At 59.7% G+C, this 18424-nt stretch carries 16 protein-coding genes; 14 read left to right on the top strand and 2 right to left on the bottom strand.

The window, feature by feature from the left end; all coding sequences use genetic code 11:
* Positions 1–15: 15 nt before the first annotated feature.
* Positions 16–2817 (top strand): FAD-binding and (Fe-S)-binding domain-containing protein, encoded by a 2802-nt coding sequence (locus UN63_RS04435; protein WP_104485574.1) that lies wholly within the window; start codon positions 16–18, stop codon positions 2815–2817.
* A gap of 98 nt (positions 2818–2915) precedes the next feature.
* Positions 2916–4001 (top strand): hypothetical protein, encoded by a 1086-nt coding sequence (locus tag UN63_RS04430; protein WP_104485573.1) that lies wholly within the window; start codon positions 2916–2918, stop codon positions 3999–4001.
* On the opposite strand, the gene UN63_RS04425 is transcribed toward UN63_RS04430, so the two are convergent.
* Complete coding sequence (locus tag UN63_RS04425) at positions 3992–5797, bottom strand: hybrid-cluster NAD(P)-dependent oxidoreductase (protein WP_104485572.1); 1806 nt, start codon at positions 5795–5797, stop codon at positions 3992–3994. The genes UN63_RS04430 and UN63_RS04425 overlap by 10 nt on opposite strands.
* 97 nt (positions 5798–5894) lie before the next feature.
* On the opposite strand from UN63_RS04425, the gene UN63_RS04420 reads away from it, so the two are divergent.
* Positions 5895–6251, top strand: coding sequence for a RidA family protein (locus tag UN63_RS04420; protein ID WP_104485571.1), 357 nt, complete (start codon positions 5895–5897; stop codon positions 6249–6251).
* A gap of 56 nt (positions 6252–6307) precedes the next feature.
* Here the strand turns inward: UN63_RS04420 and gdhA are convergent, their stop codons facing one another.
* Positions 6308–7660 carry an NADP-specific glutamate dehydrogenase gene (gene gdhA, locus UN63_RS04415; RefSeq protein ID WP_104485570.1) on the bottom strand — a complete coding sequence of 451 codons (1353 nt, stop codon included), beginning with the start codon at positions 7658–7660 and terminating at the stop codon, positions 6308–6310.
* 226 nt (positions 7661–7886) lie between these two features.
* On the opposite strand from gdhA, the gene gspE reads away from it, so the two are divergent.
* The 11 genes from gspE to gspD are packed head-to-tail and all read left to right on the top strand — an operon-like array spanning position 7887 to position 18042.
* On the top strand, positions 7887–9602 hold the full coding sequence (gspE, locus tag UN63_RS04410) for a type II secretion system ATPase GspE (RefSeq protein ID WP_104485569.1): 1716 nt from the start codon (positions 7887–7889) through the stop codon (positions 9600–9602).
* Between the two features lies 1 nt (position 9603).
* Entirely contained in the window at positions 9604–10818 is a 1215-nt protein-coding gene (locus UN63_RS04405; protein ID WP_104485568.1) for a type II secretion system F family protein, read from the top strand.
* A gap of 11 nt (positions 10819–10829) precedes the next feature.
* Positions 10830–11258 (top strand): type II secretion system major pseudopilin GspG, encoded by a 429-nt coding sequence (gspG, locus tag UN63_RS04400; RefSeq protein WP_104485567.1) that lies wholly within the window; start codon positions 10830–10832, stop codon positions 11256–11258.
* Positions 11227–11685 carry a GspH/FimT family protein gene (locus tag UN63_RS04395; RefSeq protein ID WP_104485566.1) on the top strand — a complete coding sequence of 153 codons (459 nt, stop codon included), beginning with the start codon at positions 11227–11229 and terminating at the stop codon, positions 11683–11685. The genes gspG and UN63_RS04395 overlap by 32 nt, the downstream gene beginning before the upstream one ends.
* Positions 11678–12094 carry a type IV pilus modification PilV family protein gene (locus UN63_RS04390; RefSeq protein ID WP_229793493.1) on the top strand — a complete coding sequence of 139 codons (417 nt, stop codon included), beginning with the start codon at positions 11678–11680 and terminating at the stop codon, positions 12092–12094. The genes UN63_RS04395 and UN63_RS04390 overlap by 8 nt, the downstream gene beginning before the upstream one ends.
* Complete coding sequence (locus UN63_RS04385) at positions 12091–12756, top strand: prepilin-type N-terminal cleavage/methylation domain-containing protein (RefSeq protein WP_104485565.1); 666 nt, start codon at positions 12091–12093, stop codon at positions 12754–12756. The genes UN63_RS04390 and UN63_RS04385 overlap by 4 nt, the downstream gene beginning before the upstream one ends.
* Positions 12746–13648: a type II secretion system minor pseudopilin gene (locus UN63_RS04380; protein WP_104485564.1), complete on the top strand. Its 903-nt coding sequence runs from the start codon at positions 12746–12748 to the stop codon at positions 13646–13648. Before UN63_RS04385 ends, UN63_RS04380 begins: the two co-directional genes overlap by 11 nt.
* An 11-nt stretch (positions 13649–13659) precedes the next feature.
* Positions 13660–14739 (top strand): PilN domain-containing protein, encoded by a 1080-nt coding sequence (locus tag UN63_RS04375; RefSeq protein ID WP_104485563.1) that lies wholly within the window; start codon positions 13660–13662, stop codon positions 14737–14739.
* Complete coding sequence (gene gspM / locus UN63_RS04370) at positions 14736–15344, top strand: type II secretion system protein GspM (protein ID WP_229793494.1); 609 nt, start codon at positions 14736–14738, stop codon at positions 15342–15344. Before UN63_RS04375 ends, gspM begins: the two co-directional genes overlap by 4 nt.
* The gene (locus UN63_RS04365) at positions 15341–15952 is read left to right on the top strand and encodes a hypothetical protein (protein WP_104485562.1); all 612 of its coding nucleotides are present in this window, start codon (positions 15341–15343) and stop codon (positions 15950–15952) included. The genes gspM and UN63_RS04365 overlap by 4 nt, the downstream gene beginning before the upstream one ends.
* The gene (gene gspD / locus UN63_RS04360) at positions 15949–18042 is read left to right on the top strand and encodes a type II secretion system secretin GspD (RefSeq protein WP_104485561.1); all 2094 of its coding nucleotides are present in this window, start codon (positions 15949–15951) and stop codon (positions 18040–18042) included. The genes UN63_RS04365 and gspD overlap by 4 nt, the downstream gene beginning before the upstream one ends.
* The last annotated feature ends 382 nt before the right edge of the window (positions 18043–18424 follow it).

Raw genomic sequence — 18424 nt, 5'->3', positions numbered from 1 at the left:
ATTAAAGGACCTTTAATGGAACAACGCTACCGCCTGCTGGTTGACGAACTGAGCCGGTTTTTGCCCGATAATCGCATCATCACAGACCCGTCGCTCTGTCTGGCCTACGGCACCGACGCCAGTTTTTACCGGCTGTTGCCGCAGCTGGTATTACGACTGGCAAGCACAGATGAAGTGGTGCGGGTGCTGCAGATCTGTGGCGAGCATGGCATCCATTGCACCTTCCGCGCCGCCGGCACCAGCCTGTCGGGCCAGGCGGTATCCGATTCGGTGCTAATCACCCTCACCAACGACTGGCGCCATCATGAAGTGCTGGACGACGGCCACAGGATAGCCCTGCAACCCGGGGTGATCGGCGCCGATGCCAACAAGTATCTGGCCCCCTTCGGCCGCAAGATAGGCCCGGACCCGGCGTCCATCAACAGCTGCAAAATAGGCGGTATCGCCGCCAACAACTCCTCGGGCATGTGCTGCGGCACGGCGCAAAACTCCTACCGCACCCTGGCAGGCATGAGTCTGGTGCTGGCCGACGGCAGCCTGCTGGACACCCGGGATGAACAAAGCCGGGCCCTGTTCGCAGAACAGAAGCCCGAGTTGCTGGCCGGACTGCGGCAGCTGGCCGACGAGGTAAAAAACAATGCGACGCTGGCCGAGCGTATTCACCACAAGTACCGGCTGAAGAACACCACCGGCTACAGCCTCAACGCCCTGATCGACTTCGACGACCCCTTCGATATGCTGGCGCATCTGATGATCGGCTCCGAGGGCACCCTCGGCTTTATCAATGAAGTGACTTATCACACTGTGCCCGATCATGCCTTCAAGGCCTCCTGCCTGCTGGTATATCCGGACATCGAAACCACCTGTCTGGCGGTGACCGAACTGGCCAATACCCAAGTGGCTGCGGTAGAACTGATGGACGGGCGGGCGCTGCGATCCATCGCCGACAACGCCGCTATGCCGGACTTCATCAAAGAACTGGATCTGGAGGCCGCCGCCCTGCTGATTGAGGTACACGGCGAAAGCGAGGCGCAATTGCTGGCCCGGTGCGAACAGGCGATGGCGGCGATAGTGGACTTCGCTCGGCTCAACGAAGTGCCCTTCACTCAGGACAAGGCGGTCTGTGCCACCCTGTGGGCCATGCGCAAGGGCATGTTTCCGGCGGTGGGTGCGGTGCGTGAAACCGGCACCACGGTAATCATCGAAGACGTGGCGTTTCACGTGGAACAATTGGCGTCGGCGGTACGCAGGCTGACCGAGCTGTTCGACCGTTTCGGTTATGATGAGGCCATCATCTTCGGCCACGCCCTGGCCGGCAATCTGCATTTCGTGTTTACCCAGGGCTTCGACTCGCAGGCCGAACTGGACCGTTACGGCGGCTTCATGGACGCGGTGGCCCAGCTGGTGGCGGTGGAATATCAGGGATCGCTCAAGGCCGAACACGGCACCGGTCGCAACATGGCCCCCTATGTAGAGCTGGAGTGGGGCCAGGATGGCTATAGGCTGATGCAACGCATCAAGGCGCTATTCGACCCGCAGGGCATTCTCAATCCGGGCGTCATCCTCAACGAGGACCCAGAGGCTCATCTGAAAAACCTCAAACCCCTGCCTGCCGCCGACCCCCTCGTCGACAAGTGCATCGAATGTGGTTTCTGCGAGGCGGTGTGTCCGTCCCGGGATCTGAGCCTGACGCCGCGCCAGCGCATCGTGCTCTATCGTGAGCTGCAACGTCGGGAAGCAACCGGTGACCGCATCGACGACTCGTTACAGCAAGTGTTCGACTATCAGGGCGTCGACACCTGCGCCGCCACCGGCCTTTGCGAACAGCGTTGCCCGGTGGGCATCAATACCGGAAACCTGGTACGAAAGCTGCGCACCGCCCGTTATCAGAAGTTTGAACCCATTGCCCGCTGGAGTGCCCATCACTTCGCCGGCACCACCAGGGCGGTCGCCATCGGCCTGAATACCGCGGACATGGGCCGCTGGCTGCTGGGCGACCGTGCTGTTGCGGGAATGAATCTGGGTCTGCGCACGGCAAGCAAGAACAAGGTGCCGCTATGGTTGCCGGAAACGCCGGCCGCCAACCGGCATCGGCCACAGTGCTCGGATCAGAACAGGCCCAAGGTGGTCTACTTCCCCTCCTGCTCCAGCCGCACCCTTGGCCAGTCCCCGGCAGCCTCCGATCGCCGCTCGCTGACCGAGGTCACCCAGGCAGTGCTGGAAAAAGCCGGCTTCGATGTCATTCTGCCCCGGGAGCTGAACAGCCTGTGTTGCGGCATGCCCTACCAGAGCAAGGGCATGGCCGGTCTTGCCGACGACAAAACTCAGGAGTTGGAAGCTAGATTATGGCAGGCCTCGGAGCAGGGCCGCTGGCCGGTGCTGATGGACACCAGCCCCTGCGCCAAGCTGAGTCAGGACGGCTTCACCCTGCCGCTCACCGTCTATGAGCCGGTGGCCTTTGTGCTGGAGCTGGCACTTGATCGGCTGGCACTGCAGCCGGTGAACGAGACGGTGATGCTGCACATTACCTGCAGCAGCCGGCGCATGGGGCTGACCAACAGAATGCTGGAGCTGGCCCAACGCTGCGCCACCAAGGTAGTGGTGCCGGAACATATCGAATGCTGCGGCTTCGCCGGTGACAAGGGATTTACCCTGCCCGAGCTGAACGCCGCCGCCCTCAAGCCATTGAAGGAGCAGGTGCCCGCCGACTGTACCCGTGGATTCAGCAACAGCCGCACCTGCGAACTGGGTCTCAGCCACCACAGCGGCATCAACTACGAGTCCATCCTCTATCTGGTGGATGAAGCCAGCCGATAAGATGTCAGCCTGCCCGCCCTCGTGCGGGCAGTAAATTTTTGCCTTGCGTCCCTGACCGATTCTAAAATAGCCATCTCCTTCTCATCACAGACGCCGATATGACCAAGCTCACCACCACCAAACCAACCAAAAAAACACCCGGTGATCAGTTTCAACTGCTCTGGGAAAAGATCGAAAAACAGAAAACCCGCCTGGCAGGCCAGGAAAAACGGGTTCGCAAGATAGTGGATCGCTTCAATGACGAGATACTTCCTCTGGAGCGGAAACAGGCCAGAACCCAGTATCAGCTGATCGAGCGGCTGCTGACCTTTTTCTCCCGCAAATCCCTGACCCAGTGGCAAAGGGACGATCTGTTCCGCTGGATACAGGATGAGCTGGGCATGCTGTCTACCAATCCCTTTATCGAAGATGGGCTGAACCCATCCGAATTACTCATCCGCGCCGAAGAACTGCTCAAGCAATTCTACCCCCAACCCGAAGCGCCCGCGCTATCGCAGTCCGAGCGCGAGGATATCAGGGGTGATATATACCGGGAGCTGGGCCTGGAGATAGACGATGAAGAAGTCGAACTATTCCTGAACAGCCCGACCGAATTCATGCAGCGAATGATGGAGAAAATGCAGGCGGACGACCTGGACTGGCCGGAAGAAGAAGACGATGAAGAACAGGGCGACCGCTTCGATACCAAAGACGCCAAATCCGTCGACGGCCAGGCGGAAGGCAAGGCTCTAATCCACCGCCTTTACAAGCAGCTGGCAAAACGGTTGCATCCGGATCTGGAACAGGATGCCTCCCTGAAGGCCGTCAGGCATGAGCAAATGCAGCAACTTCTGGCAGCCAGAAAAGAAAACGATATTTACACCCTGATCGAACTGCACCGGCAGCACTTCGATACCGATGCGCTGGGCCAGCTGAAGAAGCAGGATCTGGACGACATCAATGAACTGTTACGCCGGCAGTTGCGCGATCTGGAGCGGCAATATGAACAGGTATTCATGAAAGACAGCATGGAGTCGACCATATGGAACCGCTTCCGGCATGTAGGCAGGATATCCAGCGACCAAAACTTCGCCGAACACACCAAGGCGCTCAAGGCAGATATCAAGAATAACAACAAGCTGCTCAAGCACCTGAAAACGCTGAAGGATCTGAAACAGTTTCTGGAAGACAGAATCTACGGATAATTAAACTCCACATCCGACAGGGGCACACAGCAGCAGGTCAGGATCACCCCAGCCTTCCGCTCCGCCGCCGACAACGCTGGCGCCTCGGGCTGATCCACCTCGCCGGATTTGAGGGTCTGCTTGCAGCTGCCGCAGATGCCGGCCCGACAGGACCAGGGCAGGCTCACGCCCTGGCCTTCCGCCTGGGTCAGCAGGTCCTGCCGATTATTGCCGACAAACTCGCGCTCGCCGATACGAATATTCACACTCAGTGTTTCACGTGAAACAGTCTCGGTTTGCGGACTGGCGAAATACTCCTGCCGCAGCATTCCCACCGGAACACCCAGCGCCAGCAGCCAACTGCGGGCCTGCTGCATGAAACCATCGGGACCACAAAGATAAACCCGGCGTTGTGGCAAGGCCGGTATTGCCGCCAGCTGGGCCAGGATCAGGCGACCGCCCTCGCCTCGCGCCGGTCGGGTCAGCACGAATTCAAGCGTCAGTCCCGGATGATCGGCGGCCAGCTGTTCCAGCTCGGCCCGGGCGGGAATGTCTGCCTCGGTTCTACATACATGAAGGAACACCAGATCCTTCAGCTGCTTCCGATCCGCCAGCGCGCGGACTATCGACAACATGGGGGTGATGCCGGAGCCAGCCGATAACAGCAGGTACCGTTCCGCCGGTTTGAGAATGAAGTCGCCGGTCGGCGCGTGCGCCAGCAGGGTGCTGCCCGGCTGAAGCGCCTCGGCCAGCCAGTTCGACACCCGGCCATCCGGTTGACGCTTGACGCTGATGCCATAACGGCCCGGTCGTGTCGGGCTGGAGCTCAGGGTGTAATAGCGCAGGTGTCTCCGCCCTTCGATATCCAGCGCTACCGGTAAATGCTGACCCGGCTGGTAATCGGCCAGGGGCTTGCCGTCCGTCGCCTCCAGCCAGTAGGTATCCATGTCCCGCGCCAGCGGTTCGCGCGCCACACAGCGCAGTGTCCGGCGTCTGGGCGCCGCGTCCGGATAGATGGGCGCACTGGCGTATTCCAGTACTTCCACCTCGTCATCCAGGCGAATGTGCCCTTCGTTGAGCGGCACCAGATTCTGACCAAAATAAACGTCGCCATCCTCTCCCCTCCGGTAACGCAGCAACGTCGCCAGCGGCTCCTTCATCCGGTTAAAGTGTTCGCTGTCCGGCTCTATGGTGGTCATCACACAACGGCTGCAGGGCTTGGCCACCAGAAACTCTACGTCACCGATACGAATGCGCCGCCAGCCGTCCTCTTCGAAGGGTCGGGTACCGGTCACCACCAGGTTGGTACGAAACTGGGACATTTCCTGCCGGGCGTCTGCGCGCAGGTTGAGATCGGTCAGTGAGGCTTCGGAGATCAGCAGCAGCGGGTAGCCGTCGGCAAAACTGACAGCGATCCCCAGCTTGTCGCGATAACGGCCGGATTGTTCACCCACCCAGAGTAACTGAACCGGTTGTTCCAGGATCTGGCTGAACCAGGCGTCATATTCAGAATGGGTACTCCAGGCGGTAAACTGATCGTCCCACACGAAGGTGGTTACCGGTTGCAGCCCAAACTGCTGGTGGCGCACTGCCAGCCGCTCATCGCCATATTGCAGGTCCAGCCCCCCGGCGACCGGCTTCACTACTATGGATTGAATGCGCGGGTGGGTACGGGCGGTCACGAAGCTGCCATCCGGCCTGGCCAGCATATAGCGTCGATCCCCTGTGAGCCCCTCGCGGGAAACCCAGGCCTCCATGACCGTCACCGCTGCCGCCGACTTGATCGGATAAAGATTCAGTCCCGTGATCACCGCCATATTATTTCACCTTGCTCACTAGTATCAGTTTACAACAGCAGCCCAACGGGTAAGGTTTGGTTCATACTGCCACTTTCATCGTATTTACGGAGTAGAAATGACTATAGAACGTCAACAAATTGGCCAGCGCATGAGCCGTATCGTCAAGCACAACGGTACCATCTATCTGTGCGGCCAAGTCTGCAAGGATGCCACCAAGGGTATTACCGAGCAAACCGTGACCATGCTGGACAAGGTGGATGAGCTGCTGCTGGAAGCCGGCTCCAGCCGCGAACATATGCTGTCTGCCACCATCTATCTGAATACCATGGCCGACTTTGCCGCCATGAATGCGGTATGGGATGCCTGGGTGCCGGAAGGACACGCCCCGGCTCGCGCCTGCGTGGAAGCCGCCATGGCTCGCCCCGAGTTGCTGGTAGAAATTTCGGTGATTGCGATAGAGCGCGAAGCCTAAAAAAATAAAAGCCCGGGACTACCGGGCCTTTAGACGTTGTTTAAGCGAGAGCTCGCTTACACCACGCCCTGCTCAATCATGGCGTCGGCAACCTTGCGGAAACCGGCGATATTGGCACCCAGCACCAGGTTGTGGGGTTCGCCAAACTCGGCCGCGGTTTCGCTGGCACTCAGATAGATGTTCTTCATGATCACCTTCAGCTTCTCGTCCACTTCCTCGAAGCTCCAGCGCTGCATGCTGGCATTCTGTGCCATTTCCAGCTGACTGGTGGCCACACCGCCGGCATTGGCGGCCTTGCCCGGTCCGTAGTGGATTTTGGCATCCAGAAACACCTCTACCGCATCCTGGGTAGAAGGCATGTTGGCCCCTTCCGATACCCCGATGCAGCCATTGGCGACCAGCGCCTGGGCGTCGGTTTCGCTCAGCTCGTTCTGGGTGGCACAGGGGAAGGCCAGATCGGCAGGCAGGCGCCATACCGCATTGCCGTCTTCCGGGTACTCGGCAATCGGAATAAACCTGGCATCCGGGTGCGCGGTCAGGTACTCGTTCAGGCGAACCTTACGCACTTCCTTCAGCTCTTTCAGGGTATCCAGATTAATACCAGCTTCGTGATAGATGGTGCCGCTGGAGTCGGAGCAGCTCACCGGAACCGCACCCAGCTGATACAGCTTCTCTATGGTATAGATGGCCACGTTACCGGCGCCAGATACCAGACAGCGTTTGCCGGCCAGGGTGTCGCCTTTGTTTTCCAGCATGTACTGGGCAAAGTAGACACAACCGTAACCGGTGGCTTCCTTACGCACCAGAGAACCACCCCACAATAGGCTCTTGCCGGTGAAGACGCCATCGTAGTTGCCGGTCAGACGCTTGTACTGACCAAACATGTAGCCGATTTCACGGGCACCCACGCCGATATCACCGGCGGGCACGTCTGTGGTCGGGCCTATGTGGCGATACAGTTCATTGATGAAGGACTGGCAGAAACGCATGATTTCGCCGTCGGACTTGCCCTTGGGATCGAAGTTGGCGCCGCCCTTGCCGCCGCCGATAGGCAGACCGGTCAGGGCATTCTTGAAGATTTGTTCGAATCCGAGGAATTTGATGATGCCGGCGTTAACGCTGGGGTGAAAACGCAGACCGCCTTTATAAGGACCCAGAGCCGAGTTGAACTCGATGCGATAACCCTTGTTGACCTGTACCTTGCCCTGATCATCAACCCAGGGAACCCGGAACATGATCTGGCGCTCTGGCTCAATCATCCGCTCGATAATGGAATGCAGCTGGTATTTTTCGCTGGTTTCCAGGATGGGCTGCAGCGAGTCGAGCACCTCCTCCACCGCCTGATAGAACTCTGCCTGAGCAGGGCTGGTTTTCTTGAGCTTGGCAATGGTGTCATGAATATACGTCACGATATCTTCCTTGTTATTTTTTTGTAAAACTTTTATCCGGTATACAGATTTAAGACCCGCCGCTATTGAAATATGGATGCCCTATCCGGTCAATGCCTAAATACCAAATATATATACCTAAAAGCAGAATATTTATTCCATATTGGTGCCAGAAATCCCGCAATTCACCCGACCAGCGGTAGCTCAAAGCCGTCTATGCTTGATCTCAGGCACAGGGAGAATCCGTATGGACACCGAAGGGACTCTATCGGCAGTAGAAGATACACGACTGGGGCAAACCCTGATAGAGCAGGGGCACATCTCGGATAAAGAGCTTGCCCGGCTGGAACGAATGCGCCAAAGGCAGGCCGATGGCGGCTCCCTGACGGCTTTGCTGCTGAATCTGGGCATGATATCGGAGCGAGACCTGGCCAAATGCCTGTCAGAGCTGACCCGGCTACCGCTGACCGCCGTCGAGGAATATCCGCTTTCTCCTCCACTCGAGGGCCCCCTGCCCTATCGCTTCCTGAAAGAACATCATCTGGTGCCATTGCGGCAGGACAACAATGAACTGGTACTGGCGATGGTCGATCCCAGAGACGACTTCTCCATTCGCGCCATGGCCATGATGTGCCAACAACCGATACGGTTGCAGGTGGGGGTCAGCTCGGAAATCACCTCCACCATCGAACGTCTCTACGGTGAAGGCCAGAGCAAGATGGGCGATATCCTCTCTGCGGTACAGCAAGAGGAAGAAACCGAAGAAAGCATCGCCCAGCTCAAGGACATGGCCAGCGAAGCACCCGTTATCCGCCTGGTCAACCTGATCATCCAGAAGGCGGTGGATCTGCGCGCCTCCGACATTCATGTCGAGCCGTTCGAAAACCGGCTCAACATCCGCTACCGCATCGACGGTGTGCTCCAGCAAAGCGAGGCACCGCCGGTGAACATGACCCCGGCCATTATCTCTCGCATCAAGATCATGGCCCGGCTCAATATCGCCGAACGACGCCTGCCCCAGGATGGCCGCATCGAACTCAAGATTCAGGGCATGGAGCTGGATATCCGGGTATCCACTGTGCCCACCATGCACGGCGAAAGCCTGGTCATGCGGCTACTCAACCGGGAGAGTGTCGTACTCGACTTCGACGCCCTGGGCTTTGCCGAACACACCAAGCGACGCTTTCAGCAGGTTCTGAAGATCCCCCACGGCATGGTGATGGTGACCGGCCCCACCGGCAGCGGCAAGACCACCACCCTCTATACCGCCCTTAATCAGCTGAACACCACAGAGCTGAAACTGATCACGGTAGAAGATCCGGTGGAATACCAGCTGGAAGGGGTCAACCAGATCCACGTCAAGCCAGCCATAGGACTGACCTTCGCCAGCGCCCTGCGCTCCATAGTGCGTCAGGATCCCGATGTCATCATGGTGGGGGAAATGCGCGACCTGGAAACCGCCCGTATCTGTGTGCAGTCGGCGCTGACCGGGCACCTGGTGCTGTCTACCTTGCACACCAACGATGCCGCCAGCAGCGTTACCCGACTACTGGAAATGGGGGTGGAAGACTACCTGCTCACCTCCACCCTCAACGGCGTGATAGGGCAACGTCTGGTGCGGGTACTCTGCCCCCACTGCAAAGAGCGCTATCAGCCATTGCCCGAGCTGGTGCGAGAGCTGAAGCTGACGTCGCCTGACTCGGGGGAGCCCATCCAGCTGCACAGGCCCGTCGGCTGTGCCCACTGTGCCGGCACCGGCTACCACGGTCGTCTGGCCATTCAGGAGCTGCTCACCATGAACGACGACATTCGCAAGCTGGTGCTGAGCCACGCCGACGCCGGCAAGATCCAGGAAGCGGCTGTCCGTAACGGCATGATCACCATGTATAGAGACGGTCTGCACAAGGCCCTGAGCGGAGTCACCAATATTGAAGAGGTGATCCGGGTCACCCAGGAGGCATGAGGTGGCACTCTATTATTTCAAGGCGGTCAGCCAGAACGGCGAGACCCAGGAAGGCCGGCTGGAAGGGCAGAACGAGCAGTCCATAGTGCTGCAACTGCAACAGCGGGGGCTGATCCCGCTCAGCGTAGAGCAGGATGCCGGCCAGCGCCATTCTCTGGGTGCCGGCTGGCTGCAGCGACGGAGCACCGGCGAGCGTCAGATCCAGGCCCTGACCCAGGATCTGGCCGCCCTGCTGAAGGCCGGCATCCCTCTGGAGCGCGCCCTGGGCATCATGATCGAGGTGCGCAGTCAGGCCGGCGATATCCGCCTGCTCAGCCAGATCCGCGAGGGCATTCAGCGCGGACAGGCGCTGTCGGTGGTGCTGGCCGAACAGGGCTCCGGCTTTTCTCCCTTCTATCTGAACATGATCCGGGCGGCCGAAGTCTCGGGCAATCTGGAACTGGGTCTGGCCGACCTGGCGCTCTACCTGGAACGCAGCCGTCAGCTCAGGGAGAAAGCCCTGTCGGCGCTGATTTACCCCATCATACTGGTACTGGTGTCGGCGGTGTCGCTGCTGATCATCCTGACCTACGTGATCCCCCAGTTTCAGCAGCTGTTCGCCGACATGGGCCAGACCATGCCGCTGTCTACCCGCATCGTCATCGGCAGCGCCGAATTTCTGCGCGATATGGGGCCATGGCTGTTATTGGCCCTGTTGCTGGCGCTGATCGCCGGACAGCGCCTGCTGGCCCGGCCCGAGCCACGCCTGGCCTGGGACGGCTTCAAACTGCGGCTTCCCCTGGCCGGAGAACTGATCCGCCGGCTGGAGGTCGCCCGCTTCAGCCGCAGCCTGGGCACCCTGATGAAGGGGGGCGTTCCCCTGCTCAATGCGCTCACCATAGCCCGCGATACCATCAACAACCGCCTGCTGGCACAGACAGTGGGCGAGGCCGCCGACAGCCTGAAAGAAGGCAAGCGGCTGGCCGATCCGCTGCAGGCCTCGGGTCTGTTTCCGCCACTGGCGATACAGATGATCCGGGTTGGCGAAGAAACCGGTCAACTGGAGACGATGTTGCTGAAGGTGGCCGATCGCTACGACCGGGAAGTGGAAAGTACCATTCAGCGCTTGCTGACCATACTCGAGCCGGTGCTGATCGTCGGCCTCGGCGTCATCATCGCCGGCATCATCATTTCCATTCTGGTGGCCATACTCAGTATCAACGAACTGCCCATATAGGGAGGTAGAAGGTGCATTACCAACATAAGACTTCTCGGCTCGGCTTCACCCTGCTCGAACTGCTTGTGGTACTGGTCATCCTCGGTCTGCTGGCCAGTCTGGTCGGCCCCCAGGTGCTGCGTCAGCTCAGTGGTTCCAAAACCAAGACTGCCGCCCTGCAGATCAAGGAGCTCGGTACGGCGCTGGATCTGTATCGGCTGGAAGTGGGCCGCTATCCCACCAGCAGCGAGGGCCTGTCGGCGCTCATCAGCGCCCCGGCCAACGCCCGGGGCTGGAACGGCCCCTATCTGACCAAGAAAGCGGTTCCCCAGGACCCCTGGGGCAACGACTACCAGTATCGCGCCCCCGGTCAGCAAGGGGAATTCGATTTGTTCAGCCTGGGCGCAGACAACCAGCAAGGAGGAACCGGTGAGGATCAGGACGTGGTCAGCTGGGAGTAATAGGAGCCAAACCGGTTTTACCCTGCTTGAGCTGCTGGTGGTGCTGACCCTGGCCGCCTTGCTGCTGGCGGTGGTCACTCCCCGCTTTGCCGCCCTGCTGCCCGGCGCCGAGCTTAAAAGCTACAGCCGGCAGACCGCCGCCCTGCTCAGACTGGCCCGCAGCCAGGCCATCGCCAGCGGAGAGGAAGTAATACTGGAACTCGACTCCGACGCCCGTTCTTCCCGGATAACGGGACAGAAAAAGCCCTCTTTCTGGCCGGAACAGATAGCAGTGTCTTTCGATGGGACCGCCAATGCTCGGGAGACCGATCTCGTCTTTTATCCGGATGGCAGCGCCAACGGCGGCACCCTGCAGATAGCCGGGCGCGAGCGGCGCTACCAGATAGAGGTGCACTGGCTGACCGGCAGGATAAGCCTTCATGACTAGACTACACATGACCAGAAAACCCATGACCAGGAAACAGGGTTTTTCACTGCTGGAAGTGCTGGTGGCCTTTACCATACTGACCATCACCCTGGGGGTGTTGCTCAATATCTTTTCGCTGGCCATTCGCACAACCCAGTCGGCCCAGCAGCAGCAGAAGGCCATGCTGCTGGCGGAATCGAAACTGACCGAGCTGTATGCCGGCACCACACTGCAACCGGGACGCGAGCAGGGCTGGCTCGACGAATATTACTGGTGGGAAACCCGGGTCGAGGAATTCGATACCCGGGAGCTGATGGACAACCAGTCCATGCTGCTTCCCTATCAACTGTCGGTGGTGGTGGGCTGGAGTCACCATGACCAGCAATATCGACTGACCACTCTGCGGCTGGTCAGGCAGGAGGCCAGATGAAACGACAACCAGGCTTTACCCTGCTGGAACTGGTGGTCTCCCTGACCCTGATGACCCTGCTCTCCGGGCTGATGTTCGGTGGCTTCCGCCTCGCCGGCCGGGCCTGGGAAACGGTAGGCGAGCGCAATGCCGACAACAGTGAGCAGATACAGCTGCAACTGTTTTTGCGCAACCTGCTGGAGCAGGCAGAGGCACGCGAGGTGCAGAATTATCGGCAGGCCCCGCTGCTGTCCTTCCAGGGAACCGAACACTCCCTGGTGTTTCTGGCCCCGCAGCCCCGGCGACTGAGCAGCTCCACCGAGCCGGTCTGGTTTTATCTGGCGCTGGACAGCTCAAATCCCGAACACCCGATGCTCTCACTCAAATCACAGCCACTGGTTGCCGAGACAGAGCCGCAAGAACAGACTCCGCCTTTCGACTGGTACCAACTGCTGGACGACTTTCGCCAGCCGGAGCTGATCCCTCCCCTGCTGGAACTGGAGGTAGCCTCGTTCAGCCTGCATTACCTGCCTGCAGAAGAACAGAACATACCGGCCTGGCAACCCGAGTGGCTGGAGCAGGAGCAACTGCCGGCCCTGATCCGCCTGCAACTGGGCCCGGACTGGCCGCCCCTGGTGGTCGCCTCCCGCCGGCACCGTTACGAGATCAAGGATGAATATTGAACGACACCGGGGCATAGCCCTGATCAGCGTGCTTTGGGTACTGACCCTGCTGACCCTGTTGGCCACCGGCCTGTCTGTGAACAGCCGCAGCCAGGCCCGGCAGAGCGCTAATATCACCCAGGCGGCCCAGGTTCGCCATGCCGCCGACGCCGGAGTGCAACTGGCCATGCTGATGCTGGCGCAACCGAAAGAGCAGCCAACCTGGCTGGCGGACGGCAGCGCCAACCTGATCATGCTGGACGAGATCGAAATCCGGGTCGCCCTGTTCAATGAAAACGGCCGTATCGATCTCAATGCCGCCGGCCCCGAGCTGCTCGATGGCCTGCTGGTCACCGCCGGGGTCGACGACGACCTGCGCGCCCGGCTGGTGGATGCCATCATGGACTGGCGCGATGGCGACGATCTGCGCCGGCTCAACGGTGCCGAAGCCGACGACTATCTGGCCGCCGGACTGGATTATGGCCCGGGCAACGCCCCCTTTCAGTCGGTGGACGAAGTGCTGCAGGTACTGGACATGACCCCCGACATTTACCGGCGGATCAGGCACAGCCTGACCCTGCGTAATCCACGCAACAGCATCAACCCGCTTTATGCCCCGCGCCAAGTGTTGCTGGCGCTGCCGGGCACCGACGAGATCACCGTCGATCAGTTTATCGCCGACCGACGCCGGAACCATGAAGCCGGCCAGCCCTTACCCGCCACAGATATTTTCCCCCGCGCCTTGCTCTCTGGCGGCTCATCCGGGGTCAACTACACTGTGCATACGGAAGCCCGAATGAATACGGTGTATCGCTATCGGCTGACAGCCAGCCTGCTTAATCGTCGCGGACGACCCATTCTGAAACAGATAACACAGGAATTCATCCCGCTGTTCACCGAACCAGACGCCTAACGGAGATCCCTATGGATGGGGAAAAATTTACCCAACAGCTGCATCATTACGGCCAATTACTGTGGCAACCTCTGGCCACATTCTGGCAATGGTGGAGCCGGCAGCTGTTCAGCCTCTTGCCCGCATCCATCAGTCATCGTCTGCTCGGCCAGAAACAACGGCTCTGTATCTATACCGGGCAGGAGCATTACCGGCTGGAGCTGACCCCTCACGGCGAACAGTTGCTGCTGGACGATCAGGCAGAGCAGAGCGGCTTGCTGGCTGACATGCTGCGCCAGGCAGACAGCATCCGGTTGTGCCTGAACAGCAAAGACGTGCTCTATACCCATGTCACCCTGCCCGCGGCCACCGCCGGCAACCTGGCCGATGTGCTGCGCTTCGAGATGGATCGGCATACCCCATTCAGTGCCGACCAGGTCTACTTTGGCTATCGCCTTGCCGAGCGGGATAAACAGCAACTCCTCATCCGGGTTGAACTGCTGCTGGCGCCGCGCGCACAGGTAGACTCGCAACTGGCCGAGCTGAACCTGCTCGGCCTGGTGCCCACGGCCCTGGCCAATGCCGAACATCCGCAGGCGCCGCTGATCCCGCTACAGGCTCCCACCAGCATCGCCGTCAGCAAGGCTCGGCGGTTGAAAACCCTGCAGGGTGCCCTGGTGCTTTTCATGCTGTTTCTGCTGATCGCCGTGCCGCTTTACCACCGACAGAACCGTATCGAGTCTTTGAGTACTCAGCTGGACATACCCCGGCAACGGGCCGAGCAGACCGCCGAACTAAAACGACAACTGGAAGAACTGCAGCAAAGCCGGCAGTTTCTGGCTCGGGAAAGAGCCAGGCAACCTTCGGCCCTGTTACTGCTGGATGCTCTGACCCGCCAATTACCCGACCATACCTGGCTCAGCCGTTTCGAACTGCGCGACGGTACGGTGCAACTGCGCGGCGAGTCGGCCAATGCCTCCGAGCTTATCGGCATTCTGGAAGCCTCTCCGCTGTTCTTCGATGTGCGCTTCAGCTCACCGGTGACCAATAATCCGGCCACCAGCAAGGATCGTTTCATGATCGACGCCCGTTTCGGCGAGGAGGATTCATGATCAATCTCGATCAGCGCCAGCAACAGGCGATCGCTCTGGGCCTGTTGATAGCGGTTCTGCTGCTGATATTCAGTCTGATTATCAGCCCCCTTATCGGCCTGTTTCTGCAACAGGGGGCTGCCATCCATCAGCTTGAAGATCAGCTCCATCGCTATCAACGGCTGTCGGCCGAACTGGAGCAGACCGAACAGTCATTACAGCAACTGCGCGACGCGACTCCCGATACCGGCCTTTATCTGCCGGAACGGCGCCCCTCCCTGGCCTCGGCCTGGCTACAGCAGCACCTGAACCGGCAGGTCAGCCGCAGTGGCGGCCAGTTGGTCAGTATTCAGAATGCCCAGCCCAGTCTCGAGAGTCCGCTGCAAGGCGTCATGTTGCGGGTCCATCTGCGTAGTGAAATCAATCAGCTGGTGCCCCTGATCCATGCGCTCGAGTCGGGGCAGCCGGCCCTGTTCATGCAAGACCTGGTGATCACCGCCACCCCTCGCCGATCGATGGCCCGCAGCAACCGGGTGATCCGCCGCCAGAGAGCGAACACACGGCAGATCCCCTCGCTCGACGTGCGCTTCGATCTCATCGGTTATACCCAAAGGGAGGCGCTATGAAGCCCTGCTTGTTGTTTATGAAGCCCTGGGTGTTATTGCTGGCCATGCCGCTGCTGTGGCTGTCACCCGCTCGCGCGCAGAACGATGGCGCCCCGATACCGGGCTATCCCCCTCTCGAGCAATTCGAGGAAATCATGGCCCGGCCCTTGTTTGACGACAATCGCCGACCACAGGAAGACGAAGAAGAGGAAAGTATCAGCGAAAGCGCCGCCGAAATGCGGGAAAAGTGGCGCCTGAGCGGGGTAGTATGGGAAAACGACCAGCAACTGGCCCTGTTCAGCGAACGGCAGGGAGCAGGGCGGGCACGCATCAAGATCGGCATGTATCTGGACGGCAACTGGCAGCTGGAAGACATAGACCTGGATGCCGTAACCCTGAGCGACGGCAGCCAGAGCCTGCGGCTGGAGCTGTGGGAACCCCGGCAGCCCTCGCCCCGGCCTGCCGCCGACACCGACACCGACACCGACACCGTAGAGTCTCCTGCCGACAATACCGGCGCCCAGAACAAGAATCCGAACGAAGCAAACGCCGAACCGGACACCGACTCTGCAGAAGCGACCAGGGCGGATGACAACAACAAACAGGGAAGTAACGGGGAGTCACAATGACCAACTCACATCAGACAAAATGGCTGCTTATCAATGTCTCCTGCCTGCTGCTGATCGCCTGCACCAACCCGACAGGAGACAGGGCCGCCCTCGACAAACCCTGGGGCCAGGCCGGCGTCACCAGCAATTACGATCCGGTGCGACTCCCCTCCCGTCACGACGACAATCTCCCCCGGGCTGCCGCCACCACAGCCGACCCGAACGCTCGGCCGGCCACCCGTTCCGAGATTTACCGCGGAACGGGAAATTTCGTCAAACTCGGTCAGACCAGCAAGACGCCGCTGAACACCGCCGCCCCCGGCGACATCACCCTCAACTTTCAGGGTTCCGACATTGCCGAGGTGGTGAAAACCGTTCTCGGCGACATACTGCAGCTGAACTATTCGCTGGATGAAAGAGTGCGGGGCCAGGTGTATCTGCAGACCAACACCCCCATTCGGGAAGACGACCTGCTGCCCACCCTGGAAAACCTGCTGCAAACCCACGGCGCCGCCCTGGTACACAGCAAGGGCCTCTTTACCGTGGTGCCCGCCAGCGAGGTTCCCACCTCGGCCCTCAATCCGCGGCTGACGCCCACCGCAGAACGCGGCTACCAGATGCTGATATTACCGCTGCGCTACATCGGCGCCCGGGAAATGGAAAAAATCCTCGAGCCGGTCAAGCCCCGCCAGGGCGCCATGATGGTGGACGACAGACGCAACATGCTCACCCTGGTCGGCAGCCGCGACGAACTGATCAACATTCGCGACACCGTCAATCTGTTTGATGTGGATCAGCTGCGCGGCATGTCGGTGGGCCTGTTCCGGCTGCAGGCCAGCAGCGCCGATGTAATTGCCAGCGAACTGCAGGCAATTTTCGGCGACGAGGCCGAGGGCCCCCTCGCCGGCATGGTGCGCTACCTGCCGATAGAACGACTCAATGCCCTGCTGGTGATCACCCCGCAAGAACGTTATCTGACCGACGCCCGGGTGTGGATAGAGCGGCTGGACAGGGCCGAAAACCCGCGTGGCCTCAACATGTACGTGTATCACGTGCAGAACGGCAAGGCCGATCACCTGGCTACCCTGCTCAACCAGCTGTTTGACAGCCAGCGCCGCAACAGCGCCGGTTCCCCTCTGCCGCCAGCCACTTCGCCCACGGAAGAGGGGGCGCCGCTGCAGATTACCACCGGCATCAATGCCGCCAACCTGGACGTGGGAGAAGTGAGCGTGATTGCCGACACCGAACGCAACGCCCTGGTGGTGATGGCCGCCAGCGCCGATTACCAGAAAGTGGAACAGGCCATCAAGCGGCTGGATCAGCTGCCGCTGCAGGTACTGGTGGAAGCCACCATAGTGGAAGTGAGCCTGGATGACGAACTGCGCTACGGCCTGCAATGGTACTTCAAGAATCGCCTGGGCGGCGGTCGCAGCGGTGTGGGTGCCATCGGCTCGCTGCCCATACCCTCTCCCTTCGACGGCGGTCTTGCCGCCAGCGCCAGCTACGAGGTGTTCAACGCCAGCGGTACCCGGGCCCTGCTCACGGCACTTGCCAGCGATTCCAAGGTCAACGTGATCTCCTCCCCCACCCTGATGGTGCTGGACAACCAGAAGGCGCTGATCCGGGTGGGTGATCAGGTACCCATTCGTACCTCGGAAACCACCAACCTCAACAGCGACGTGGGCAACGTGACCAGCACCATACAATACAGAGACACAGGCGTGCTGCTGGAGGTGACCCCCCGGGTGAATGCCGGCGGCATGGTGGTGCTGGAGCTAGTGCAGGAGGTGAACGACGTGGCCACCACCACCAGCTCCAATATTCAGTCACCCACCATCACCCAGCGCAAAATCGACACCCGGGTGGCGGTACAGAGCGGCGAAACCCTGGTGCTGGGCGGGCTGATCCGCGAGAACAAGTCTCAGGACAGCCAGGGCCTGCCCGGCCTGCGCCACATACCGGTGCTGGGCTGGCTGTTCGGCAGCAGCGGCACCAACGTGAAACGCACCGAGCTGGTGGTGCTGATCACCCCCACCGCCGTGGCCAACCCGGCCGACGCCCGCGCCGTCACCCGGGAATATCGCCGCAAGCTGCAGCAGGTGGCAATGTAAAAAGCGGTCGAGGCATACAGCCCCTTGCCGTCGGCTGTATGCCTATCTTGCTATATCTCCCTTGCAACAAGTTCATGCTAAAAATTATTCAATAAAATTAAACACTTAATCTTATTCAAAACAAAAATAGCAGGGGCGGCATCAGCCGCCCCTGCTATTTCTCCATTAGCCAGTATGAATAACTCTGGATAGACACAACAATAGACCATATGAGCCCATTAAAAGGCCACATATTCCCTTGTTGATAATCAGGCCTGTTATGAAGTTAACAACTTTTAAAAATCACAATCCATTGTAAATAAATGAAAATATCTGTTAACCACCATTTACGTGTATCAATAAATTAACACTTATCGAAAGTCTGATTAACTCGTCAAAATGA

The sequence above is a fragment of the Oceanisphaera arctica genome (assembly GCF_002936955.1).
Lineage (GTDB): Bacteria > Pseudomonadota > Gammaproteobacteria > Enterobacterales > Aeromonadaceae > Oceanimonas > Oceanimonas arctica.
Note: the sequence above shows the minus strand (reverse complement) of the source record. Positions and strands in the feature narration are given on the sequence as shown.